This is a genomic window from Lentibacillus halophilus (assembly GCF_055395055.1).
The window spans coordinates 2,484,510-2,504,878 of record NZ_AP043750.1 but is presented as its reverse complement, the minus strand read 5'-3'; the positions used below and the strand labels follow the sequence as shown (position 1 = coordinate 2,504,878).

Below are 20,369 nucleotides of genomic sequence, written 5' to 3'. Positions count from 1 at the left end.
AAACACGTGGTGACGTTATCAGATTTACAAATAAAGGAAGTCATTATGTTGAATGACGGAAAACGGCTTGGACATATTTCTGACTTGGAGATTGATACAACCAATGGACGAATTACAGCGTTGATCCTTTACGCAAAAAATAAAAAGTCGGGGTTGTTTGGAAAAGCAGATGAACTGATTATTCCGTGGAATTATATTGAAGTCATCGGTACGGACGTCATATTGGTTAAGGAAACGAGTACACCTACTCTTTATCCAGATCAATATTTAATCGAATAGCAGATGAATGGGTTGTCATCTATGGTTGAATGATATAATCCATTTATCCATTGCAACGAAAATGTGATAGAATGGAAATAATATTATTCCGGGGGGGACACAAATGACGGAACCATTCCAGCAGCTGACACAATCTGTACTGGCGATTGAAAAGTGGCAAGCCATTTGCCCGGATCTGCGAGCAGGATTTACAACACGACAGGGTGGGTGCAGTTCAACCCCTTTCCATTCATTGAATCTGGGTATGCATGTTTCGGACATTCAGGAAAATGTCGTCACCAACCGACAACGACTGACGGCCACCGTTCCTTTTCCATTATCATCGTGGGTGTCGGGAGAGCAAACCCATCAAACAACCGTTCATGCAGTCACACCGGAGGACATGGGAAAAGGAGCACACCTTTATAAAACGGCGCTACCTGGTGTTGACGGACTTATCACAGAGGAAAGCGGTATCTTATGTACGGCTTACTTTGCCGACTGTGTTCCCATTTACTTCGTAGACCCTGTATCCAAAATGGCCGGCATTGCGCATGCAGGCTGGCGCGGAACCGTGCATCGAATCTGCGAAAAAATGGTGCAATCGTTTCAAGCAAAGGGAACGAATCCGTCTGACTTGCTCGCAGTGATTGGTCCGTGCATTTCCGGTGAGGCTTATGAAGTGGATGAGCATGTTATCCGGTATATTCCTGATGAATGGTGCGCAAAAACAGTCACCGATCAGGGCAATGGACGCTTTTTATTGGATTTAAAACAATTAAATGCAGAAATTCTTTTACAGCAGGGTGTTATACGTCGTAATATAGACGTGACACAATATTGTACTTTCCGTGATGAATCGTTGTTTTTCTCTCATCGACGGGATTATGCAAAAACTGGACGAATGCTCGGTTATATAGGTTTTGTTAATGGATTATGATGGGGAGGAATGGATACAATGGATGTGGCAACCAATCTGGAACATGTTCGTCAGCATATTGGACAGGCATGCGCAAACAGCAATCGGGATCCGGAAGACATAACCATTATCGGTGTTACGAAATATGTTACCATCGAACGGGCGCAGGAAGCGATTGCTGCCGGGGTCACTCATATTGGCGAAAACCGTCTGGAAGGATTTTTGGATAAATACGAATACATACAGGACGATGCTTGTTGGCATTTTATCGGAACATTGCAGTCACGAAAAGCGAAAGATGTCATCGACAAGGCAGATATGATTCATTCGCTGGATCGGATGTCACTGGCTAAAGAAATTGATAAACGGGCCACCAATCCCACACAATGCCTGGTACAGGTTAATGTCAGCGGCGAAGCATCGAAACATGGTCTTTCGCCGGACGAGGTTCTTCCGTTCATTAAGAAACTGGAAAACTATAAAAACATTCGTGTGGCCGGTCTTATGACAATGGCTCCACACATCGATGATGAAGAACGCCTGCGGTCTTTTTTCCGTTCGTTGGCGTCGCTCAGGAATACCGTACAGGCCGAACAGTTGCCGAACGCTCCGTGCGATTATTTATCGATGGGCATGAGCAACGATTATCATATCGCAATAGAAGAAGGAGCCACCCATATCCGTGTTGGATCGTCGTTGGTTGGTTCTGCGGAAACGGAGTGAGCGTATTGAGCATTATGAATAAATTGAAAACGTTCTTCACCATGGATGAAGAAGAAATCTATATGGATGATGAAACGGAGATGAACAGGAGTGATGACGGTTCTGGCCAAACGGCTCACCATCGGAGTAAGGAAAATGTCGTTAATTTAACAAGTATTCAGCAGCCTTCCTCGAAGGTCGTGTTATGTGAACCGCGCAATTATAATGAAGCACAGGAAATTGCTGATAATGTTGTTAATCGACGTGCCGTGGTCATTAATTTGCAGCGTATTGATCACCAGGAGGCCAAGCGTATTGTCGATTTTTTGAGCGGAACCGTATATGCTGTGAATGGGGATATTCAGAAACTTGGTACCGGAACATTTTTGTGCACACCAGAGAATGTGGATGTTTCCGGAAGTATCACCGATGTTTTAACAGAAAACGACGAATCATATAAAGGATGGTAGCAGACGATGGATTTACTATTTGTTTTATTGTCCGGGGCATTGCAGCTTTACAGTTTTGCACTGATTATTTACATTTTCATGTCCTGGTTTCCCGGAGCTCGTGAATCAGCCTTCGGAAATATGTTGACGAAAATATGCGAACCGTATCTTGAGCCATTCAGAAAAATAATACCACCACTCGGCATGATTGATTTGTCACCGATTGTTGCTATTATGGTTCTTTATTTTGCCAGGATGGGTGTCCCGGTTTTATTCGGCTGGTTCTAGGCGGTTTGCAATGGATATATACCAACATTTTCGAAAAGACGAGAAGCCATTCATTGATCAAGCCTTGTCTTGGATAGACGATGTAGAGAAGACCTTTCAGCCGAAACTGACAGACTTTTTAAATCCAAGAGAGCAGCAAATTGTCGACATGTTGGCCGGGACCAGTCTAGAGGATATAACCGTGTTGAAACATGGCGGCCATCCGTCTACTGAACGGAATCGGATTGTCATTGCACCAAGATATGAACCGATCACGGAAGACACCTTTCAACTTGCTCTCTTGCAAGGGTTCTATCATTCCAAATTCGTTTCGCTTACACACAGTGATGTCATGGGCGCATTTTTATCCCTGGGCATCAAGCGTAAAAAATTGGGCGATATTATCGTGGAAGATGGGCTTGTTCAGATGGTGGTCGCCGATGAAATTATCCCATATGTGCTTGCAAATTTGACAACTATCAAAAAAACGAGTATCCGCCTGGATGAAAAGCCGCTTTCAACAATGATCGAAAGCAAAACCGATTGGATAGAATCCACGCATACCGTGTCGTCATTACGGTTGGATACGGTTGTGAAAGCTATTTATAAATTGTCCAGAACAAAAGCCTCTGACATGATCTCACAAGGTTTGGTGAAGGTGAATCATAAAATTATAGACGACAAAAAATTCACCCTTCAAGAAGGTGATATATTGTCGCTTCGAGGAAAGGGCCGAAGCAAATTGGTGCACAACAACGGTTATACAAAAAAAGGTCATATAAACATCACTGTAGCTGTATTAAAATAATTCCGGTACACGATGAAGGATTTTTGTTGTTTTTGTCGAATCAATTTGGATAAAAGGAGGTGGCTGTATGTCATTATCACCGCTCGATATACACAATAAAGAGTTTACACGGAGCTTTCGGGGCTATGACGAAGATGAGGTCAACGAATTTCTTGATCAGGTTATAAAAGATTACGAAATGACCATTCGTGAAAAGAAGGAATTGCAGGAGCAGGTGGAGCAGTTGAATGAAAGGCTTTCGCACTTCACGAATATTGAAAGCACGTTGAATAACTCCATTCTAACGGCGCAGGAAACCGCTGAGGAAGTGAAAGGCAATGCGCAAAAAGAATCGAAATTGATTATTAAAGAAGCTGAAAAAAATGCCGATCGAATTGTGAATGAATCATTAAATAAATCGAGAAGAATTGAAATGGATATCGAGGAACTGAAAAAACAGGCCAAAGTGTTCCGATCCCGTCTAAAAATGCTTGTAGAAGCACAACTCGAAGTGATCAATACAAACGATTGGGAAGACTTATTTAATGACGAAACAGAAGAGGAAAAGGAAGAAACATCCAACTATGTTGACAGCAATGCTTAGGCCTTGACGCTTTCCGAAATATTACATATAATTCATTATGATAAAGGTCTGAACAAATACACAATCATGATGACGGAGACAGTATGAATGTTGCTATTGCTTCAGCGAATCAGGGATGGTGAAAGCCTGATACGGCAAGGTCATTCAGAAAATCACTCCCGAGTGTCCATTTGGAAGCGAGTAAAAATGGACGGTTTATCCACGTTACGGATATCGAGTAAATTTAAAATAAACATCGATTTTAAATTGATAAGGGTGGTACCGCGAGTCTTCTCGTCCCTTTCCGGGATAGAGAGGATTTTTTTATATTCAGACTGTGGTCTAAATAAGTAAACAAAAATGAATAGGAGGAAGTACATTGGATTATAAAGATACACTGCTGATGCCTAAAACAACGTTTCCGATGCGTGGGAATTTACCAAATAAAGAACCGGAACGCCAGAAAAAATGGGATGATGAACACATTTACGAAAAGAATCTGGAACGGACAAACGATCGTCCGATGTTTATTTTGCATGACGGTCCTCCGTATGCCAATGGCGATTTGCATATTGGTCATGCCCTTAACAAGATCTTAAAAGATTTTATTACTCGGTATAAATCTATGAGTGGATTCCATGCGCCATACGTCCCCGGCTGGGATACACATGGACTGCCGGTGGAAACTGCCTTGACAAAAAAGAAAAACGTCGACCGCAAAAAAATGAGCATAGCCGAGTTTCGTCAGAAGTGCGCCGAATATGCTATGGGTCAGCTTGATAATCAACGGACCCAATTCAAGAAACTCGGTGTCCGCGGCGATTGGAATAACCCGTATGTTACATTGACGAACGATTATGAAGCCGCCCAAATCAGAGTGTTCGGTGACATGGCCAAAAATGGTTACATTTATCGAGGATTGAAGCCAGTATACTGGTCTCCATCATCGGAATCAGCACTGGCTGAGGCGGAGATCGAATACCATGATAAACGCTCGCCATCGATTTATGTTGCGTTTGACGTAAAGGATGGCAAACATATATTAAATGGTGGAGAGAAATTTATTATTTGGACGACAACACCATGGACGATTCCGGCTAATCTTGGTATTGCGCTCCATCCGGAACTGGATTATGCTGTTGTCGCTGTTAACGGTGAAAAATATGTTGTTGCTCATGACTTGGTGGAAACAATCACAGCGGAATTGGAATGGGAAAATCCGGAAGTTGTTCAAACATTTCAAGGACACCAAGCAGATAGGATGACCGCTAAGCATCCGTTCTATGATCGTGATTCGCTTGTGATGCTTGGTGAGCATGTGACGACTGATGCCGGTACTGGCTGTGTTCATACAGCACCGGGTCATGGCGAAGACGACTTTCATATGGCGCGCACTTACGGCCTCGATCCACTGTCTCCTGTTGATTATAAAGGATATTTCACAGATGAAGCTCCCGGATTGGAAGGTGTGTTTTATGATCAGGCCAACAAAGTCATTACCGATAAATTAAGTGAAAACGGAAAACTGTTGAAACTGACATTCATTACACACTCGTACCCACACGATTGGCGTACAAAAAAACCGACGATTTTTCGGGCAACATCGCAATGGTTCGCTTCCATTAAAGATTTTCGTCAGGATATTTTGAATGAAATCAAACGAATCAGTTGGTATCCGGCTTGGGGAGAAACACGACTTTATAACATGGTGCGTGACCGGGAAGATTGGTGTATCTCTCGGCAGCGGACATGGGGTGTTCCTATACCTGTTTTTTATGCAGAAGATGGAACGCCAATTATTAATGATGAAACGATTGATCATGTTTCCCAATTGTTCGCACAACACGGATCAAATATCTGGTTTGAATGGGATGCAACCGACTTACTTCCGGACGGGTTTACATCGGAACATAGCCCGAATGGAACCTTTACAAAAGAAACGGATATTATGGACGTGTGGTTTGATTCAGGGTCTTCCCATGAAGCCGTATTGGTGGAGAGGGATGATCAGAAGCGCCCGGCTGATGTCTATCTGGAAGGAAGCGATCAGTATCGTGGCTGGTTTAATTCATCCATCTCAACAGCGGTGGCGGTGACTGGTAAGGCACCATTTGAAACCATTATTAGCCATGGCTTCACACTGGATGGAAATGGACGCAAAATGAGTAAGTCACTCGGCAACGTCATGGATCCGATGAAAATTCAAAAACAGCTCGGGTCGGATATATTGCGTCTTTGGGTGTCGTCTGTAGATTATCAGGCTGATGTGCGGATTTCGCAGGAAATTTTGAAACAGATTTCAGAAGGCTACCGGAAAATCAGAAACACGGTGCGTTTTATGCTTGGAAACTTAAATGATTTTGATCCGGCAAAGGATGCGTTACCTGAAGCAGAAATGGCTGAAGTAGATCGCTATATGCTGCATCGCCTGCAAAATATGTTAACAAACGTCAGGAACAGTTACGATGAATATGAATTTGCTCAGGTTTATTCGGAAATTCATAATTTCTGTACCATTGATTTAAGTTCGTTTTATCTCGATTTTGCTAAGGATATTTTATATATCGAAGCGGCGGATAATGAGCGTCGCAGGAGCATTCAGACAGCTTATTATGAGATTGTGACCACCTTGGTAAAATTGTTGACACCGGTTATCCCGCATACAACCGATGAGATTTGGGAGTATATCCCCGGTGTGGAAGAGGAAAGTGTGCAACTGACTGATATTCCGGAACCACGTGACATAACGGGCTTTGACAAGCTGTATGCGAAGTGGGATCACTTTATGCAGGTGCGAAATGATGTCCTGAAAGCGCTGGAGGAAGCTCGTGAAACAAAAGACATTGGAAAATCGCTGGAAGCCAAAATCACCATTGTTCCGAAAGATCAAGAGACGAAAGACGTTTTGGAAAATATTCCTCATGTTCATCAATTGTTTATCGTTTCTGAAGCTGTTATTACCGATGACGCACCGGAAGCGAACGAGTATCAATACGTATATGTACTTGTGGAGAAACATCCCGGAGAGAAGTGTGCACGCTGCTGGACGGCTTCTGAAACGGTTGGCCAGGATCAGAATCACCCGGATTTATGCTTACGCTGTGCGGACATTGTGAATGAGCATTATACGGTGTCTTAACGCAACCAACGACACAGGCGTCGATAAAATGGGAATGCTTGCGTTACGGCATTCCTATTTTTATTGAACGGGTTTATTGTGGTAAACTATAAAACATTGGGATTGAGACACTGGAGGCACGGGCATGTATTTCTATTATTTATTGGCATTCCTCGTTATTGTGATGGATCAACTGAGTAAGTGGTTTGTTGTACAGACCATGGAAATTGGGGAACGACTGACTGTTATTGGCGGTTTTTTCTATATGACGTCCCATCGTAATAGCGGGGCGGCCTGGGGAATCCTTCAGGGCAAAATGATCTTTTTTTACATTATTACCGTCATCGTTGTGATTGGGATAGTTTATTTCATGCAGACACATGCTAAGGAAAATCGATGGCTGGCGGTGGCGTTAAGTCTGATTCTGGGCGGTGCCATCGGCAATTTCATTGACCGATTGTTCCGACAGGAAGTGGTCGATTTTTTTGATTTTGTCATTTTTGGATACGACTACCCCATTTTTAATATTGCCGACGCATCTCTGGTTGTCGGTGTGATACTCGTGATCATAACAACGATTATTGAAGAGCGAAAGGACAAACGTAACCATGATACACCAACACACGGTAACAGAAACGGAACATCAAAAACGGATTGACAAACTGCTGACTGGGCTGCTTTCTGATACATCCCGTTCACAGCTTCAGTCATGGATAACAGATGGATATGTACATGTTAACGGCAAAAACGTAAAAACCAATTATAAATGTCAAACAGGTGACGTTGTTGAATGGACGGTTCCCGAACCTGATTCATTAACAATTGAAGCGGAACAAATTCCATTGGAGGTTGTCTACGAAGATAATTACTTGCTTGTTGTCAATAAACCACGTGGAATGGTCGTCCACCCATCAGCCGGTCATTCATCCGGATCACTCGTGAATGCGTTGCTTAACCACTGTGATCATTTGTCACAGATAAACGGCGAAGAACGTCCCGGCATCGTTCATCGCATCGATAAAGATACGAGTGGTCTATTGGTCGTCGCCAAAACGGATACCGTGCACAGACATTTGGCAGATCAGCTCTCTGCTAACAACGTGGACCGCGAGTATGAAGCGATCGTACATGGGGTCATCGACCATAACACGGGTATCATTGATGCTCCGATTGGCAGAGATCAAAATAACCGGCAAAAAATGGGTGTCGTTGATAATGGTAAGGAGGCCGTCACCCATTTCCGCGTGTTGCAACGATTCGAACATGCTACACATATTGAATGTCAGCTGGAAACGGGCCGTACCCATCAAATTCGTGTCCATATGAATTATATCGGTTTCCCGATTGCAGGCGATCCCAAATACGGAAAACGTAAAACGATGGCGATAGACGGACAGGCATTACACGCAAAATCTCTGGCCTTTATCCATCCAAAAACAGAAGAAAGAGTTCAATTCACAGTGGAAGCGCCCCCTTATTTTCGTGATCTTTTGACACAACTGGAAAAAATCGATTGACAGCAGTAGTAACGTCTGCGATAATAAAAAGGAAATAAATAAAGAACCTTTAATATAGTCCTGTGAGGCTAAAAAGGTACCGGAAATGTCATGCGCTGACACGTCACGTATATCCAAATCCCTTTTTCCCTCCTAGGAAAAAGGGATTTTTTCGGTACGAAGGGGAGGTTGCATTTGCAAAAGAAGACCGTATTGCTTGATCAGGCAGCCATAGGACGGGCTATAACACGAATTGCCCATGAAATTGTCGAAAAGAACAAAGGTGGTCATAATCTTGTTCTTGCTGGTATTAAAACAAGAGGAATTCCGCTGACAAAACGGCTGCAAGATAAAATTAAACAAATTGAAGGTGTCACTGTCCCTGTTGGAGAACTTGATATAACGCTATACCGGGATGATTTGGAGACAGTAACCGTCAGTGCGGATCCGGAGTTGAAAGAAACGAAAATTGATGCTGATTTACAAGACAAAAAAGTTATTTTAATCGATGATGTGTTGTATACCGGCAGAACCGTCCGTGCGGCAATGGACGCGGTAATGGATATCGGACGGCCATCCCAAATTCAGCTTGGTGTTCTTGTTGATCGGGGACACCGCGAGCTTCCAGTTCGAGCCGATTATGTTGGCAAAAACATCCCCACATCGGAAAGTGAAATCATCGTTGTTCAGCTGAATGATGTGGATGCCCATGATGAAGTGAGTATTTATGATAAATAAATAGATAGACCTTTAAGTGAATCCGGTGAGATTAATAAGGTCGCTTCCAGGAAACGCGTACTTGATTTGATGACCACGTGTGCCTCTTTGCGGCCTTTTCGCAAAGAGGCATTTTTTTGGTGGTTATGAAAAGCCATGAAAAATTTGGAGGAGATAACGATGAAAAAACAGGAAATGGTAATGGATGTACATGACGTGCCAAAATGGCAGCGGTGGATCGCTCTCAGTCTGCAGCATTTATTCGCGATGTTCGGCTCTACGATATTGGTTCCGTTTTTGACCGGATTGTCCCCGGCAGTCGCATTGATATCAAGCGGTTTAGGGACACTGGCTTATCTTGTCGTTACCAAAGGAAAAATTCCAGCCTATTTAGGGTCCAGTTTCGCATTTATCGCTCCGATTATCGGTGCCAGTTCAGCCAGTGGACCGGCCGGCGCGATGATTGGCACCTTCCTGGCAGGGTTGGTATATGGCGGTGTCGCGCTTTTGATCGGACTGCTTGGACTGAATTGGCTTATGCGCATACTGCCACCGATTGTCGTTGGTCCGGTGATCATCGTTATTGGACTCGGATTGGCTTCCACGGCGATTGATATGTCCATGTATGTGCCCGGATTGGATGACGATGTATATAGCGGGACGCATTTCAGTGTGGCACTGTTTACGTTGGCCGTAACGATTATTGCCACCATTTTTTTTCGAGGGTTCTTAAATCTCATTCCGATTCTTATTGGAATTGTATCCGGGTATGTATTCGCACTTTTTCAAGGTATTGTTGACACATCAAGCATCAATGAGCAGTGGACAGCCATTGCATCAGCAGGATCCGTTTGGGGTGCTTTTGTTGCATTGTTTCAATCACCGGATTTCGTTGTTCCGTTTCTGGACTACGCGCCATTGGATGTGATGAACGGAGAGATAGTTTTGTTGATGGTTCCTGTGGCGCTCGTAACTATTGCCGAACATATCGGTGATCAAATGGTGCTCTCCAAAGTTGCCGGAAAAAACTTTCTTAAAACGCCTGGACTTCACCGTTCCATTCTCGGTGATGGGGTTGCAACGATGATCGCATCATTTCTCGGTGGTCCGCCGAATACAACGTACGGTGAAAACATTGGCGTTTTATCCATTACACGTGTATTCAGTGTCTTCGTTGTAGGCGGTGCGGCTCTCTTTGCTATCCTGTTCGGCTTCCTCGGGATTGTCACTGCCACGATCAGCTCGATTCCATCGGCAGTCATGGGCGGTGTCTCCATTCTCTTGTTTGGTATTATTGCTTCGAATGGTCTGCGGATGCTCATTGATAACCAGATTGATCTCAGTCACAAACGAAATCTTGTTATCGCTTCGGTCATCCTTGTCATTGGTGTCGGTGGAGCATTCATCCAATTATCGGATAACTTACAAATTGCCGGGATGGCATTGTCAGCTATCATAGGTGTTCTCTTGAACCTTGTGCTTCCCGGCAAGGAAAGCGGTTATGGCAACGGAGCTTTGTTTGATGACAGCAGTCTTTCAACTGACAGTCACAGTCACGATCACCATGTGGCATAAACAGTCAAACCAAGAGAAAGGATGAAAAAGCATGCAGCACTTTTTATCAGTAAACGATCTCTCATCCAATGCCATACACTCAATTTTGCAACGAGCAGAAGAGGTTGGCAATAATCCATCACCGAATGCCAAAGGCTATTTTGCTGCAAATTTGTTTTTTGAACCGAGCACACGTACAAAGACAAGCTTTCTTGTGGCGGAAAAAAAGCTGGGAATGGAGACACTTGATTTACAGACGAATACGTCCAGTATGTCAAAAGGGGAATCCCTTTACGACACGGCCCGAACTTATGAAGCGGTCGGTGCGGATCTATTGGTTATCCGACATTGCCAGGACACGTGGTATGACCAGTTGTCCGGAAACATTTCCATTCCCCTTATTAATGCCGGTTCCGGGAAAAAAGATCATCCGACGCAATGCATGCTGGATTTGCTCACCATTAAACAGGAATTCGGTGCTTTTAAAGGCCTTAATGTTGCGATTGCCGGTGACATCAAGCACAGCAGAGTGGCGTATTCGCATGCCAGTGCGCTCAGGACGATGGGTGCCAACGTCTATTTTGTAGAAGTACCGGGATTTAAAGATGAAACACTAGGCATTCCGTATGTGACAATGGATGAGGCATGTGAGATGTGTGATGTGCTGATGCTGCTCCGCATTCAGCATGAACGGCATGGATTATCCGCTTATGATACATCATCCTATTTGGCAGATTATGGATTAACGATGGAACGGGAAAGGAATATGCAGAATCATGCCATCATATTACACCCTGCACCGGTGAACCGTGGCGTTGAAATGGATACAAGGCTGGTCGAGTGTGATCGATCACGGATTTTTAAACAAATGGAAAACGGGGTACCAGTACGAATGGCTATTATTCAACGGTTATTAGACGAAGGAGGCGGAATCTTATAATGCGTTATCTATTTAAACATGCACGTCAGCTATTACAGAACGGGGAAACAGAACCATGTGAACTTTTGGTGGAAGATGGTATGATCACAACGATGGCTCCAGTTATAAGTGATGAATCGGCTTGCACTATTGATTGCATGGATCAGCTGCTCCTTCCGGGATTTGTCGATGTTCATGTGCATTTACGTGAGCCAGGCGGGGAACATAAAGAAACCATAGCTACTGGAACAACGGCAGCTGCCCGCGGCGGATTTACAACCATATGCGCCATGCCAAACACCAACCCTGTTCCGGACAATCCGGAAACGGTGCGTCAGCTGCTGGATCGAATAAGTCGGGATGCTTACGTAAATGTGTTGCCATATGCCTCCATTACGAAAGGGCTAAAGGGGGATGATTTGACACCTATTAAAGAACTTTCCGGAATGAACGTGTTTGCTTTCACTGATGACGGGGTCGGGGTGCAGACGGCCGATCACATGCTTCGGGCTATGTCGGAAGCCGCCGCCAATGGAATGCCAGTGGTTGCCCATTGTGAAGATAATTCATTGGTGTATAACGGTGTTGTGCACCGAGGTGACGTAAGTGAACGGATGAACTTGCCGGGTATCCCGTCACTGAGTGAATCCGTACAGATTGCCCGTGATGTGCTTCTGGCTGAGGCAAGTGGCTGCCATTATCATGTGTGTCATGTCAGCACAAAGGAGTCTGTTCGTGTCATTCGTGATGCCAAAAAGGCAGGGATTCGTGTTACAGCCGAAGTTACACCGCACCACCTGTTAATGAATGAACAAGCTGTCACAGCTGATGATGCTGATTTTAAAATGAATCCGCCTTTGCGCAGTACAGAAGATCAACAAGCGTTGCTGGAAGGGTTGCTTGATGGAACCATTGATTGTATTGCGACAGACCATGCCCCGCATGCAGCTCATGAAAAGGCGGGCGGATTCCGTGATGCTCCATTTGGAATCACCGGGATGGAAACGGCTTTTCCGCTTTTATATACTTACTTGGTCCAGACGGGAAAGGTTCCATTGAAACAACTTGTTGATTGGTTGACCGTCAACCCTGCCCACATTTTCCAATTGCCATACGGAACATTAGAAGAAGGTGGCGTTGCTGATTTTACGGTTGTCAATCTCAATAAAGAAGGCATCATCGACAAACATGCATTGTCGTCCAAGGGAAAGAACACCCCGTTTCAAGGCTGGCATGTACAAGCCATGCCAGTTATGACAGTGGTGGGCGGACATATCGTTTACAAGGAGGATGTATATGACTGAACGTTTCTTAGTTTTGGAAGATGGAACGACGTTGAAAGGTGAAGGCTTCGGTGCTGATAACGGCACCAGTGGAGAAATGGTGTTTCACACCGGTATGACCGGCTATCAGGAAATAGTATCAGACCCATCGTACTGCGGAGAGATTGTGATGCAAACATATCCTTTGGCAGGCAATTATGGCATCAATAGGGATGACTTCGAAACCGTCACCCCGTTCGTATATGGATTTGTTGCAAAGGAATTCTGCTCATCTCCGTCCAATTTTCGTAGTGAAGAGACGCTCCATGATTATTTGCGGGCCAATAATATTCCCGGACTCTCAGGGATTGACACCCGAATGTTAACGAAACGAATTCGCGCACATGGCACGATGCGAGCAGCCATGAGTGGAATTGGTGAAAACGCAGAACAAGCACTGGAACGATTGCGCCATTCGGAGCGGGAAAGCGATTTAGTTCAAAAAACATCCACCTTGAAGCCTTATGTGGTACCAGGCGGTGGCAAGCGAATCGTTCTTATCGATTTCGGAATGAAGCATGGCATTTTACGGGAGCTGACCAAACGTGATTGTCATGTGACTGTTGTTCCATATAACTATGGATGGGAGGCCATTTTGCGACTGAAGCCGGATGGGATCTTGCTTTCGAACGGACCAGGTGATCCAAAAGATATTCCTGATTCGGTTGCAACCATCCGGTCAATGGTTGGCAGCTATCCTGTGTTCGGCATCGGTTTGGGTCATCAACTGTTGGCTCTGGCCACTGGAGCAGACACAGAAAGGCTTTCATTCGGTCATAGAGGTCCGAGCCATCCAGTGAAGGACCTCACAAATGATAAGGTATTCATAACGTCGCAAAATCATGGCTATGCCGTATCCCGTGATTCATTAGCAAAAACTGACTTGGAACTGACACAGGTTTCCGTTCATGATCATTCCGTAGAAGGTATCCGGCACACGGTCCACCCGGCTTTTTCCGTTCAATATCAGCCAGAAAGTTCACCGGGATCCGAAGATATGAAGCACATATATGATGAATTTTTACAGTTGATTACAGACTGCACACGCAATGGTAAGGAGGATATGTATGCCTAAAAAAACGAATATACAGACCATTCTCGTTATTGGATCGGGCCCGATTGTGATCGGTCAGGCCGCTGAATTTGATTATTCTGGCTCACAGGCATGCCAGGCACTGTCAGAGGAAGGCTATACGGTTATTCTGGCTAACTCCAATCCTGCCACGATCATGACCGATCATACTATGGCGGATAAAGTTTATATGGAGCCATTAACGGCAGACTTTTTGACAAAAATTATCCGGAAAGAACAGCCTGATGCCATACTGCCGACACTGGGCGGACAAACCGGTCTGAATATGGCAGTTGAATTGGATAGAAGTGGTATATTGGATGCGTATAACGTTGAACTTTTGGGATCATCCCTGAGCGCTATTCAAAAAGCAGAAGACAGAGAAGTGTTCCGTTCGTTGATGAATGACCTCGGCGAACCCGTTCCTGAAAGCACGATTGTTAATTCTGTCGAGGCGGCTTCAAATTTTGCTGCATCTATCGGATATCCGATTATTGTTCGTCCTGCTTACACATTAGGCGGCACCGGCGGAGGAATGTGCTATAACGCAAATGAATTGGAAGAAATCGTCCGGAATGGTCTAGCCATTTCACCGGTCAATCAATGTCTGATTGAGAAAAATATTGCCGGTTTTAAAGAAATAGAATATGAAGTGGTGCGGGATAAACAGGACTTGGCTATTGCTGTTTGCAATATGGAAAACATTGATCCGGTAGGAATTCATACAGGCGATTCCATTGTAGCTGCTCCATCACAGACATTGAGTGACCGTGAATATCAGCTATTGCGGAATGCATCGCTCAACATTATTCGTGCCCTGGAAATCGAAGGCGGCTGTAACGTACAACTGGCCATCGACCCGAACAGTTTTGCATACTACGTTATTGAGGTAAATCCGCGTCTAAGCAGGTCGTCAGCCTTAGCATCAAAAGCAACCGGTTATCCGATTGCGAAAATCGCTGCCAAAATCGCCATTGGCTTGACGCTTGATGAAATCGTCAACCCGATTACAGGTACAACCTATGCTTGTTTTGAACCGTCCTTGGATTATGTGGTAACGAAAATTCCACGCTTCCCATTTGATAAGTTTGTAACCGGAAACCGCTATCTCGGAACACAGATGAAAGCAACCGGCGAAGTGATGGCTATTGGTCGAAGTTTCGAGGAATCGTTACTTAAAGGAATCCGGTCCCTGGAAATCGGCACGGAAGAACTATGGCTTCCAAGTCTTGTTGAGCTGACGGTTGACGAACTGAAAAATCGACTTCAAAAAGCCGATGATGAACGCTTGTTTGTTTTGGCTGAGGTGATTCGCAGAGATGTCCCCATTGATGAATTGTACCGGCTGACACAGATTGACCGCTTTTATCTTGTGAAACTGCAGCAACTGATTGGTTTGGAAGAAAGTCTTTCTGCCCAACCTTTTTCTCCTGGAGTGATGAAACAAGCAAAAGAAGCCGGTTTGTCGGATACACATATTGCACGGTTATGGGATGTATCAGTCGATCAAATCTATACATTCCGCATGGAACAATCCATTACACCCGTTTACAAAATGGTGGATACGTGTGCGGCGGAGTTCGAATCGGATACACCGTATTTTTACAGCACCTATGAAGATGAAAATGAATCCCAGCCGTCCGAACGTAAAAAAATACTCGTTATCGGCTCCGGACCCATACGGATTGGTCAAGGGATTGAATTTGATTATGCCACTGTCCATTCCGTGATGGCCATTCAGGAAATGGGTTATGAAGCCATCATTATGAACAACAATCCGGAAACGATTTCAACCGATTTCAGTATATCGGACAAACTTTACTTCGAACCGCTCACATTGGAAGATGTCATGCATGTCATTGATCTGGAGCAGCCTGAAGGCGTCATTCTCCAATTTGGTGGTCAGACAGCAATCAACTTGGCCGATGGGCTGAAACGACGGAACGTTACCATTTTGGGTACGAATTTGGAGGCGATTGATAAAGCCGAAGACCGTGATAAATTTGAAGCGTTGCTGAATGAACTTAATTTGTTACGGCCAAAAGGCAAAGCAGTCCCTCAACTTGATGATGCTTTTGATGCTGCCAGAGAACTCGGTTATCCGGTGCTCGTCCGGCCTTCTTATGTTATTGGCGGCAGCCGAATGGATGTTGTGCATGATGAGGAGGAACTCGACGCTTATTTAGCGAAGTCGGATGGAGCGGATAGCGAACATCCCATTTTGATTGACAAGTATTTAACCGGCATTGAAATCGAAGTCGATGCCATCAGTGATGGGGAAACCGTGATTGTCCCGGGTATTATGGAACACATCGAACGTTCCGGTGTTCACTCCGGTGACTCCATTGCGGTATATCCGCCGCAGCGAATCAGTCAAGATGTCAAAGAGAAATGTCTGGATGCAGCCATCAAAATAACCCGTCGTATGAATGCTGTCGGTTTGATCAATCTGCAGTTCATCATTGATCAAGGTGACGTATACGTTCTCGAGGTAAATCCGCGAGCCAGTCGTACGATACCATTCCTGAGCAAAATTACCGGTGTGACGATGGCAGCTCTTGCCACCCGCTGCATCTTGGGAGAATCCTTGCAGCAGATGGGCTATGCAACCGGAATTCTGCCTGAACAAGATGCTGTTTCGGTAAAAGTTCCGGTCTTCTCCTTTGAAAAGTTACGCAGCGTGGATACGACACTTGGTCCTGAGATGAAGTCGACCGGAGAAGCAATCGGCCACGATGAAACATTGGAAAAAGCATTGTACAAGGGATTAAAAGCGGCCAGTATGCCTGTGCCGAAAGATGGTGCTGTCTTATTGACCGTTGCGGACAAAGATAAGCAAGAAGCATTGGCATCCGCTAAACGGTTTCACGAGCTTGGTTTCCATTTGTATGCCACCAAAGGAACAGCAGCCTATATGCAAAACGCTGGTATCCCCGTTACAGAAGTCGCCAAAATTGGCTCGGCTGAGCGAAATGTCATCTCCATTATTGAGAATTTGGAAGTTCAGCTTGTCGTTAATACGCTGACCTCTGGGAAACAGCCGCGTTCAGATGGGTTTATGATCCGCCGGGAGGCAGTGGAACACGGTATTGCATGCCTTACCAACCTTGATACAGCCAATGCCATTTTGAATGTCATTGATTCGACAACGTTTAAAGCCACACCAATGACTTCTCATCAGGAGGTCCGTTCATGAAAGAACGTGTGGATATGACCATTTTATCTGTCAAGGAGATCGCTTTGGATACGATGGAAATGACGCTGCATCATCCGTATATTGCAGCGGCCGCCAAGCCCGGACAATTTTTATACGTATTGGCGGAGGGGCACACGTTGAGAAGACCCATTTCCATTGCGTCGATTGATAGCGAGCAGGAAACCGTAACAATTCTGTTTAAAATTATCGGCGACGGAACACGTTGTCTGGCGCGTTTGAAACCTGGTATGACGTTGGATACAGTAGGACCATCCGGCAATGGGTTTGCTTTGCAGGAGACATCACTGCAGACAGCTTTGCTGATAGGAGGAGGCATTGGCGTTCCTCCTCTGTACGGTCTTGCTCACGCATTGCATGAACAAGGGGTGAACGTAAAGACAATCCTAGGTTTTCAATCCAAAGCGCACGTATTCTACAAAGAACGGTTTGAACGCATCGGTCAAACGTATGTTGTTACTGATGACGGAAGCCTCGGTCATCACGGGCTTGTCACGGATATAGTGGATGAGGCGGGAGAGTTTGATTACTATTTTTCCTGCGGGCCGGTTCCGATGCTCAAAGCCGTGACGCATCAATTACAGGACCAACCCGGCTCCATTTCATTGGAGGAGCGTATGGGCTGTGGTACAGGAGCATGTCTTGCTTGCATGATACGGGATGATTCGGCGAGTGGCTACAAAAAAATTTGCTCAGATGGACCAGTCTTTGGTGCGAATGGGGTGATATTATGACTAATTTGGCTGTTGACCTACCGGGGCTGCGCCTGAAGAATCCGGTTATGCCTGCATCAGGTTGTTTCGGATTCGGGCGGGAATACAGTGATTTCTATGATTTGAATAAGCTCGGAGCCGTTATTATGAAAGCGGCCACCGGAGAAGCCCGTTTAGGAAATGCAACACCTCGTGTCGCTGAAACCGCCTCAGGCATGCTGAATGCGATCGGCCTGCAGAATCCCGGAGTAGAACAGATTATCGCCAGTGAAGTGTCTTTTTTGGAAGGGTACCATGTTCCGGTGGTAGCGAATGTCGCAGGTAGTACGATTCAAGAATATGTGACTGTTGCAGAAGCATTTAATAAGACACCATCGGTAAGTGCTTTGGAATTGAATATTTCGTGTCCGAATGTAAAAGAAGGTGGCATTCAGTTCGGCTCTGATCCGGATATGGCTGCTAAGGTGACCGAACACGTCAAAGCTGTTAGCCATTTGCCCGTTTATGTCAAATTATCACCAAATACGTCTGATATCGTTGCAATGGCCAAAGCGGTGGAGCAGGCAGGTGCGGACGGCCTGTCCATGATCAATACGCTGACCGGGATGCAGATTCATTTGGCTAGTCAAAAACCGACCCTGGCCAATAAAACAGGTGGTCTTTCCGGGCAGGCCATCAAACCGGTTGCCATCCGGATGATCTATGCAGTGAAACCGCATATATCCATTCCAATTATCGGGATGGGTGGTATTGCTGAAGCGGAAGATGTTCTGGAATTTATGTTGGCAGGAGCCAGTGCGGTTGCCGTTGGAACGGCTAATTTCACGAATCCGTATACATGCCCGGAGATGATCAACCGTTTGCCCGGTGTGTTACAGCAATATGGATATGAGTCGGTCCAAGACGCGATCGGAAGGGGTCATAACGAATGAAGGAACAGATATATTTTGCATTGGATTTCTCCGGTCAAAAGGAAGCTGAACAGTTTATAGATGCAAATGATTTGCAGGGCATCCCGGTAAAAGTGGGAATGGAACTTTTTTATCGGGAAGGTCCAACATTTATAGAGACGTTGAAGAAAAATGGTCACCGCATTTTCCTTGATTTGAAATTGCATGATATTCCGACAACGGTCAACAAAGCGATGAAAAATATCGCCGGACTGGATGTGGATATGATTACCATTCATGCATCCGGTGGCAGTGCCATGATCCAACAAGCAAAAGAAGGACTGATGGCCGGTGCTTCATCCGGACGTCCACCCAAACTGATTGCTGTCACGATGCTCACTTCGGCCGATGCAGCTGTGATGAATAATGAGTTAAAAATTACGGGCAATGTGGAAGATCATGCCGTCCATTTGGCATCATTAGCCCATCGGAATGGTGCCGATGGCGTGGTTTCGTCGGTCGACGAAGTACCAGCAATAAAAAAGGCTTGTGGATCATCGCTTCTGGCTGTTACACCGGGCATTCGTTTAAAAGGAGTCTCCGCAGATGATCAAAAACGCCCGTCCACGCCGTCCCGAGCCCGGGAAAATGGGGCTGACATCCTCGTTCTTGGACGGACGGTGCGTGATGCGCCTGATCCCGCAGTCGCTTATAACCATGTGATAGAGGAGTGGAATAATGGAAATGCATGATACGATGGCACGAGAATTGTTGGACATAAAGGCGATCCAAATTAAAACGGATGATTATTTCACTTGGACATCAGGTATTCGTTCTCCCATTTATTGTGATAATCGTTTGACGATGTCCTATCCTGATGTGCGCAAACAAATTGTGTCCGGATTCACCGGGATAATAGACGAAATGAATGAGCAGCCAGACGTTATAGCCGGTTGTGCCACAGCCGGAATTCCGCATGCTGCTTGGTTGGCCGAGGAACTTGATTTGCCTATGGTGTATGTCCGTTCAAAGCCGAAAAAGCACGGATTAGAAAATCGCATTGAAGGACATTTACATAAGGGTGAGCGTGTACTTGTTGTGGAAGACCTCATATCCACCGGTGGCTCGTCGATTGAAGCAGCAGAAGCATTGCGACAAGCTGGGGCTGACGTGCTGGGGGTGGCGGCTATTTTTACGTATGGTCTAAAAAAAGCCCATCAACAATTTGACGAGGCAAACCTGGATTTTTGGACCGTTACGGATTTCGATACCGTTGTTCAGCTCTTGGCAAATGATGGGACGTTGACAGACACAGAGCAGAACGAATTAAAAGAATGGCGCGCCCATCTCTGACTTTTTTAGAACTGCTGTTGTTAATTCCAGTCTTAG

At 45.3% G+C, this 20,369-nt stretch carries 20 protein-coding genes and 1 other annotated feature; all 20 genes read left to right on the top strand.

What is annotated here, in order from left to right; translation table 11 throughout:
• The first annotated feature begins 6 nt into the window (after positions 1-6).
• The 20 genes from ACZ5Q7_RS12360 (at position 7) to pyrE (ending at position 20,333) form a co-directional block, all read left to right on the top strand.
• A complete protein-coding gene (locus ACZ5Q7_RS12360; RefSeq protein ID WP_343753528.1) occupies positions 7-279 on the top strand; it encodes a YlmC/YmxH family sporulation protein in 273 nt (90 codons plus the stop codon).
• Positions 280-382: 103 nt separating this feature from the next.
• Positions 383-1,198, top strand: coding sequence for a peptidoglycan editing factor PgeF (pgeF, locus tag ACZ5Q7_RS12355; protein WP_343753526.1), 816 nt, complete (start codon positions 383-385; stop codon positions 1,196-1,198).
• Between the two features lie 18 nt (positions 1,199-1,216).
• Positions 1,217-1,900: a YggS family pyridoxal phosphate-dependent enzyme gene (locus ACZ5Q7_RS12350; RefSeq protein ID WP_343753524.1), complete on the top strand. Its 684-nt coding sequence runs from the start codon at positions 1,217-1,219 to the stop codon at positions 1,898-1,900.
• A gap of 5 nt (positions 1,901-1,905) precedes the next feature.
• On the top strand, positions 1,906-2,349 hold the full coding sequence (locus ACZ5Q7_RS12345; RefSeq protein ID WP_343753522.1) for a cell division protein SepF: 444 nt from the start codon (positions 1,906-1,908) through the stop codon (positions 2,347-2,349).
• A gap of 6 nt (positions 2,350-2,355) precedes the next feature.
• Positions 2,356-2,616, top strand: a complete 261-nt coding sequence (locus ACZ5Q7_RS12340; RefSeq protein ID WP_343753520.1) for a YggT family protein — start codon at positions 2,356-2,358, stop codon at positions 2,614-2,616.
• Between the two features lie 10 nt (positions 2,617-2,626).
• A complete protein-coding gene (locus ACZ5Q7_RS12335) occupies positions 2,627-3,403 on the top strand; it encodes a YlmH family RNA-binding protein (protein ID WP_343753517.1) in 777 nt (258 codons plus the stop codon).
• A 67-nt stretch (positions 3,404-3,470) separates the two neighbouring features.
• Positions 3,471-3,986 (top strand): DivIVA domain-containing protein, encoded by a 516-nt coding sequence (locus tag ACZ5Q7_RS12330; RefSeq protein WP_343753515.1) that lies wholly within the window; start codon positions 3,471-3,473, stop codon positions 3,984-3,986.
• Positions 3,987-4,046: 60 nt separating this feature from the next.
• Positions 4,047-4,270 (top strand) — a binding site (T-box leader).
• A 74-nt stretch (positions 4,271-4,344) separates the two neighbouring features.
• The gene (ileS, locus tag ACZ5Q7_RS12325) at positions 4,345-7,104 is read left to right on the top strand and encodes an isoleucine--tRNA ligase (RefSeq protein WP_343753513.1); all 2,760 of its coding nucleotides are present in this window, start codon (positions 4,345-4,347) and stop codon (positions 7,102-7,104) included.
• A gap of 124 nt (positions 7,105-7,228) precedes the next feature.
• On the top strand, positions 7,229-7,741 hold the full coding sequence (gene lspA / locus ACZ5Q7_RS12320) for a signal peptidase II (protein WP_343753511.1): 513 nt from the start codon (positions 7,229-7,231) through the stop codon (positions 7,739-7,741).
• Positions 7,692-8,600, top strand: coding sequence for an RluA family pseudouridine synthase (locus ACZ5Q7_RS12315; protein WP_343753509.1), 909 nt, complete (start codon positions 7,692-7,694; stop codon positions 8,598-8,600). The genes lspA and ACZ5Q7_RS12315 overlap by 50 nt, the downstream gene beginning before the upstream one ends.
• A gap of 174 nt (positions 8,601-8,774) precedes the next feature.
• A complete protein-coding gene (gene pyrR / locus ACZ5Q7_RS12310) occupies positions 8,775-9,317 on the top strand; it encodes a bifunctional pyr operon transcriptional regulator/uracil phosphoribosyltransferase PyrR (protein WP_343753507.1) in 543 nt (180 codons plus the stop codon).
• 159 nt (positions 9,318-9,476) lie between these two features.
• The gene (locus ACZ5Q7_RS12305; RefSeq protein WP_343753505.1) at positions 9,477-10,871 is read left to right on the top strand and encodes a uracil-xanthine permease family protein; all 1,395 of its coding nucleotides are present in this window, start codon (positions 9,477-9,479) and stop codon (positions 10,869-10,871) included.
• Positions 10,872-10,902: 31 nt separating this feature from the next.
• Positions 10,903-11,790, top strand: a complete 888-nt coding sequence (locus tag ACZ5Q7_RS12300; RefSeq protein ID WP_343753503.1) for an aspartate carbamoyltransferase catalytic subunit — start codon at positions 10,903-10,905, stop codon at positions 11,788-11,790.
• Positions 11,790-13,073: a dihydroorotase gene (locus ACZ5Q7_RS12295; RefSeq protein ID WP_343753501.1), complete on the top strand. Its 1,284-nt coding sequence runs from the start codon at positions 11,790-11,792 to the stop codon at positions 13,071-13,073. Before ACZ5Q7_RS12300 ends, ACZ5Q7_RS12295 begins: the two co-directional genes overlap by 1 nt.
• On the top strand, positions 13,066-14,166 hold the full coding sequence (locus tag ACZ5Q7_RS12290; RefSeq protein ID WP_343753499.1) for a carbamoyl phosphate synthase small subunit: 1,101 nt from the start codon (positions 13,066-13,068) through the stop codon (positions 14,164-14,166). The genes ACZ5Q7_RS12295 and ACZ5Q7_RS12290 overlap by 8 nt, the downstream gene beginning before the upstream one ends.
• Positions 14,159-17,359: a carbamoyl-phosphate synthase large subunit gene (carB, locus tag ACZ5Q7_RS12285; protein WP_343753497.1), complete on the top strand. Its 3,201-nt coding sequence runs from the start codon at positions 14,159-14,161 to the stop codon at positions 17,357-17,359. The genes ACZ5Q7_RS12290 and carB overlap by 8 nt, the downstream gene beginning before the upstream one ends.
• Positions 17,356-18,111, top strand: coding sequence for a dihydroorotate dehydrogenase electron transfer subunit (locus ACZ5Q7_RS12280; protein ID WP_343753495.1), 756 nt, complete (start codon positions 17,356-17,358; stop codon positions 18,109-18,111). Before carB ends, ACZ5Q7_RS12280 begins: the two co-directional genes overlap by 4 nt.
• Positions 18,108-19,022 carry a dihydroorotate dehydrogenase gene (locus ACZ5Q7_RS12275; protein WP_343753493.1) on the top strand — a complete coding sequence of 305 codons (915 nt, stop codon included), beginning with the start codon at positions 18,108-18,110 and terminating at the stop codon, positions 19,020-19,022. The genes ACZ5Q7_RS12280 and ACZ5Q7_RS12275 overlap by 4 nt, the downstream gene beginning before the upstream one ends.
• On the top strand, positions 19,019-19,732 hold the full coding sequence (pyrF, locus tag ACZ5Q7_RS12270) for an orotidine-5'-phosphate decarboxylase (RefSeq protein WP_343753491.1): 714 nt from the start codon (positions 19,019-19,021) through the stop codon (positions 19,730-19,732). Before ACZ5Q7_RS12275 ends, pyrF begins: the two co-directional genes overlap by 4 nt.
• Entirely contained in the window at positions 19,725-20,333 is a 609-nt protein-coding gene (pyrE, locus tag ACZ5Q7_RS12265) for an orotate phosphoribosyltransferase (RefSeq protein ID WP_343753756.1), read from the top strand. The genes pyrF and pyrE overlap by 8 nt, the downstream gene beginning before the upstream one ends.
• The last annotated feature ends 36 nt before the right edge of the window (positions 20,334-20,369 follow it).

What these genes read in the sequence shown, in the direction of transcription:
- ACZ5Q7_RS12340 (WP_343753520.1), top strand. Translation starts at nt 2,356, where the DNA reads ATGGATTTACTATTTGTTTTATTGTCCGGGGCATTGCAGCTTTACAGT.
- carB (WP_343753497.1), top strand. Translation starts at nt 14,159, where the DNA reads ATGCCTAAAAAAACGAATATACAGACCATTCTCGTTATTGGATCGGGC.
- pyrE (WP_343753756.1), top strand. Translation starts at nt 19,725, where the DNA reads ATGCATGATACGATGGCACGAGAATTGTTGGACATAAAGGCGATCCAA.
- ACZ5Q7_RS12305 (WP_343753505.1), top strand. Translation starts at nt 9,477, where the DNA reads ATGAAAAAACAGGAAATGGTAATGGATGTACATGACGTGCCAAAATGG.
- ACZ5Q7_RS12350 (WP_343753524.1), top strand. Translation starts at nt 1,217, where the DNA reads ATGGATGTGGCAACCAATCTGGAACATGTTCGTCAGCATATTGGACAG.
- ACZ5Q7_RS12330 (WP_343753515.1), top strand. Translation starts at nt 3,471, where the DNA reads ATGTCATTATCACCGCTCGATATACACAATAAAGAGTTTACACGGAGC.
- ACZ5Q7_RS12280 (WP_343753495.1), top strand. Translation starts at nt 17,356, where the DNA reads ATGAAAGAACGTGTGGATATGACCATTTTATCTGTCAAGGAGATCGCT.
- pyrF (WP_343753491.1), top strand. Translation starts at nt 19,019, where the DNA reads ATGAAGGAACAGATATATTTTGCATTGGATTTCTCCGGTCAAAAGGAA.
- ACZ5Q7_RS12335 (WP_343753517.1), top strand. Translation starts at nt 2,627, where the DNA reads ATGGATATATACCAACATTTTCGAAAAGACGAGAAGCCATTCATTGAT.
- ACZ5Q7_RS12295 (WP_343753501.1), top strand. Translation starts at nt 11,790, where the DNA reads ATGCGTTATCTATTTAAACATGCACGTCAGCTATTACAGAACGGGGAA.
- ACZ5Q7_RS12315 (WP_343753509.1), top strand. Translation starts at nt 7,692, where the DNA reads ATGATACACCAACACACGGTAACAGAAACGGAACATCAAAAACGGATT.
- pgeF (WP_343753526.1), top strand. Translation starts at nt 383, where the DNA reads ATGACGGAACCATTCCAGCAGCTGACACAATCTGTACTGGCGATTGAA.
- ACZ5Q7_RS12290 (WP_343753499.1), top strand. Translation starts at nt 13,066, where the DNA reads ATGACTGAACGTTTCTTAGTTTTGGAAGATGGAACGACGTTGAAAGGT.
- lspA (WP_343753511.1), top strand. Translation starts at nt 7,229, where the DNA reads ATGTATTTCTATTATTTATTGGCATTCCTCGTTATTGTGATGGATCAA.
- ACZ5Q7_RS12275 (WP_343753493.1), top strand. Translation starts at nt 18,108, where the DNA reads ATGACTAATTTGGCTGTTGACCTACCGGGGCTGCGCCTGAAGAATCCG.
- ACZ5Q7_RS12300 (WP_343753503.1), top strand. Translation starts at nt 10,903, where the DNA reads ATGCAGCACTTTTTATCAGTAAACGATCTCTCATCCAATGCCATACAC.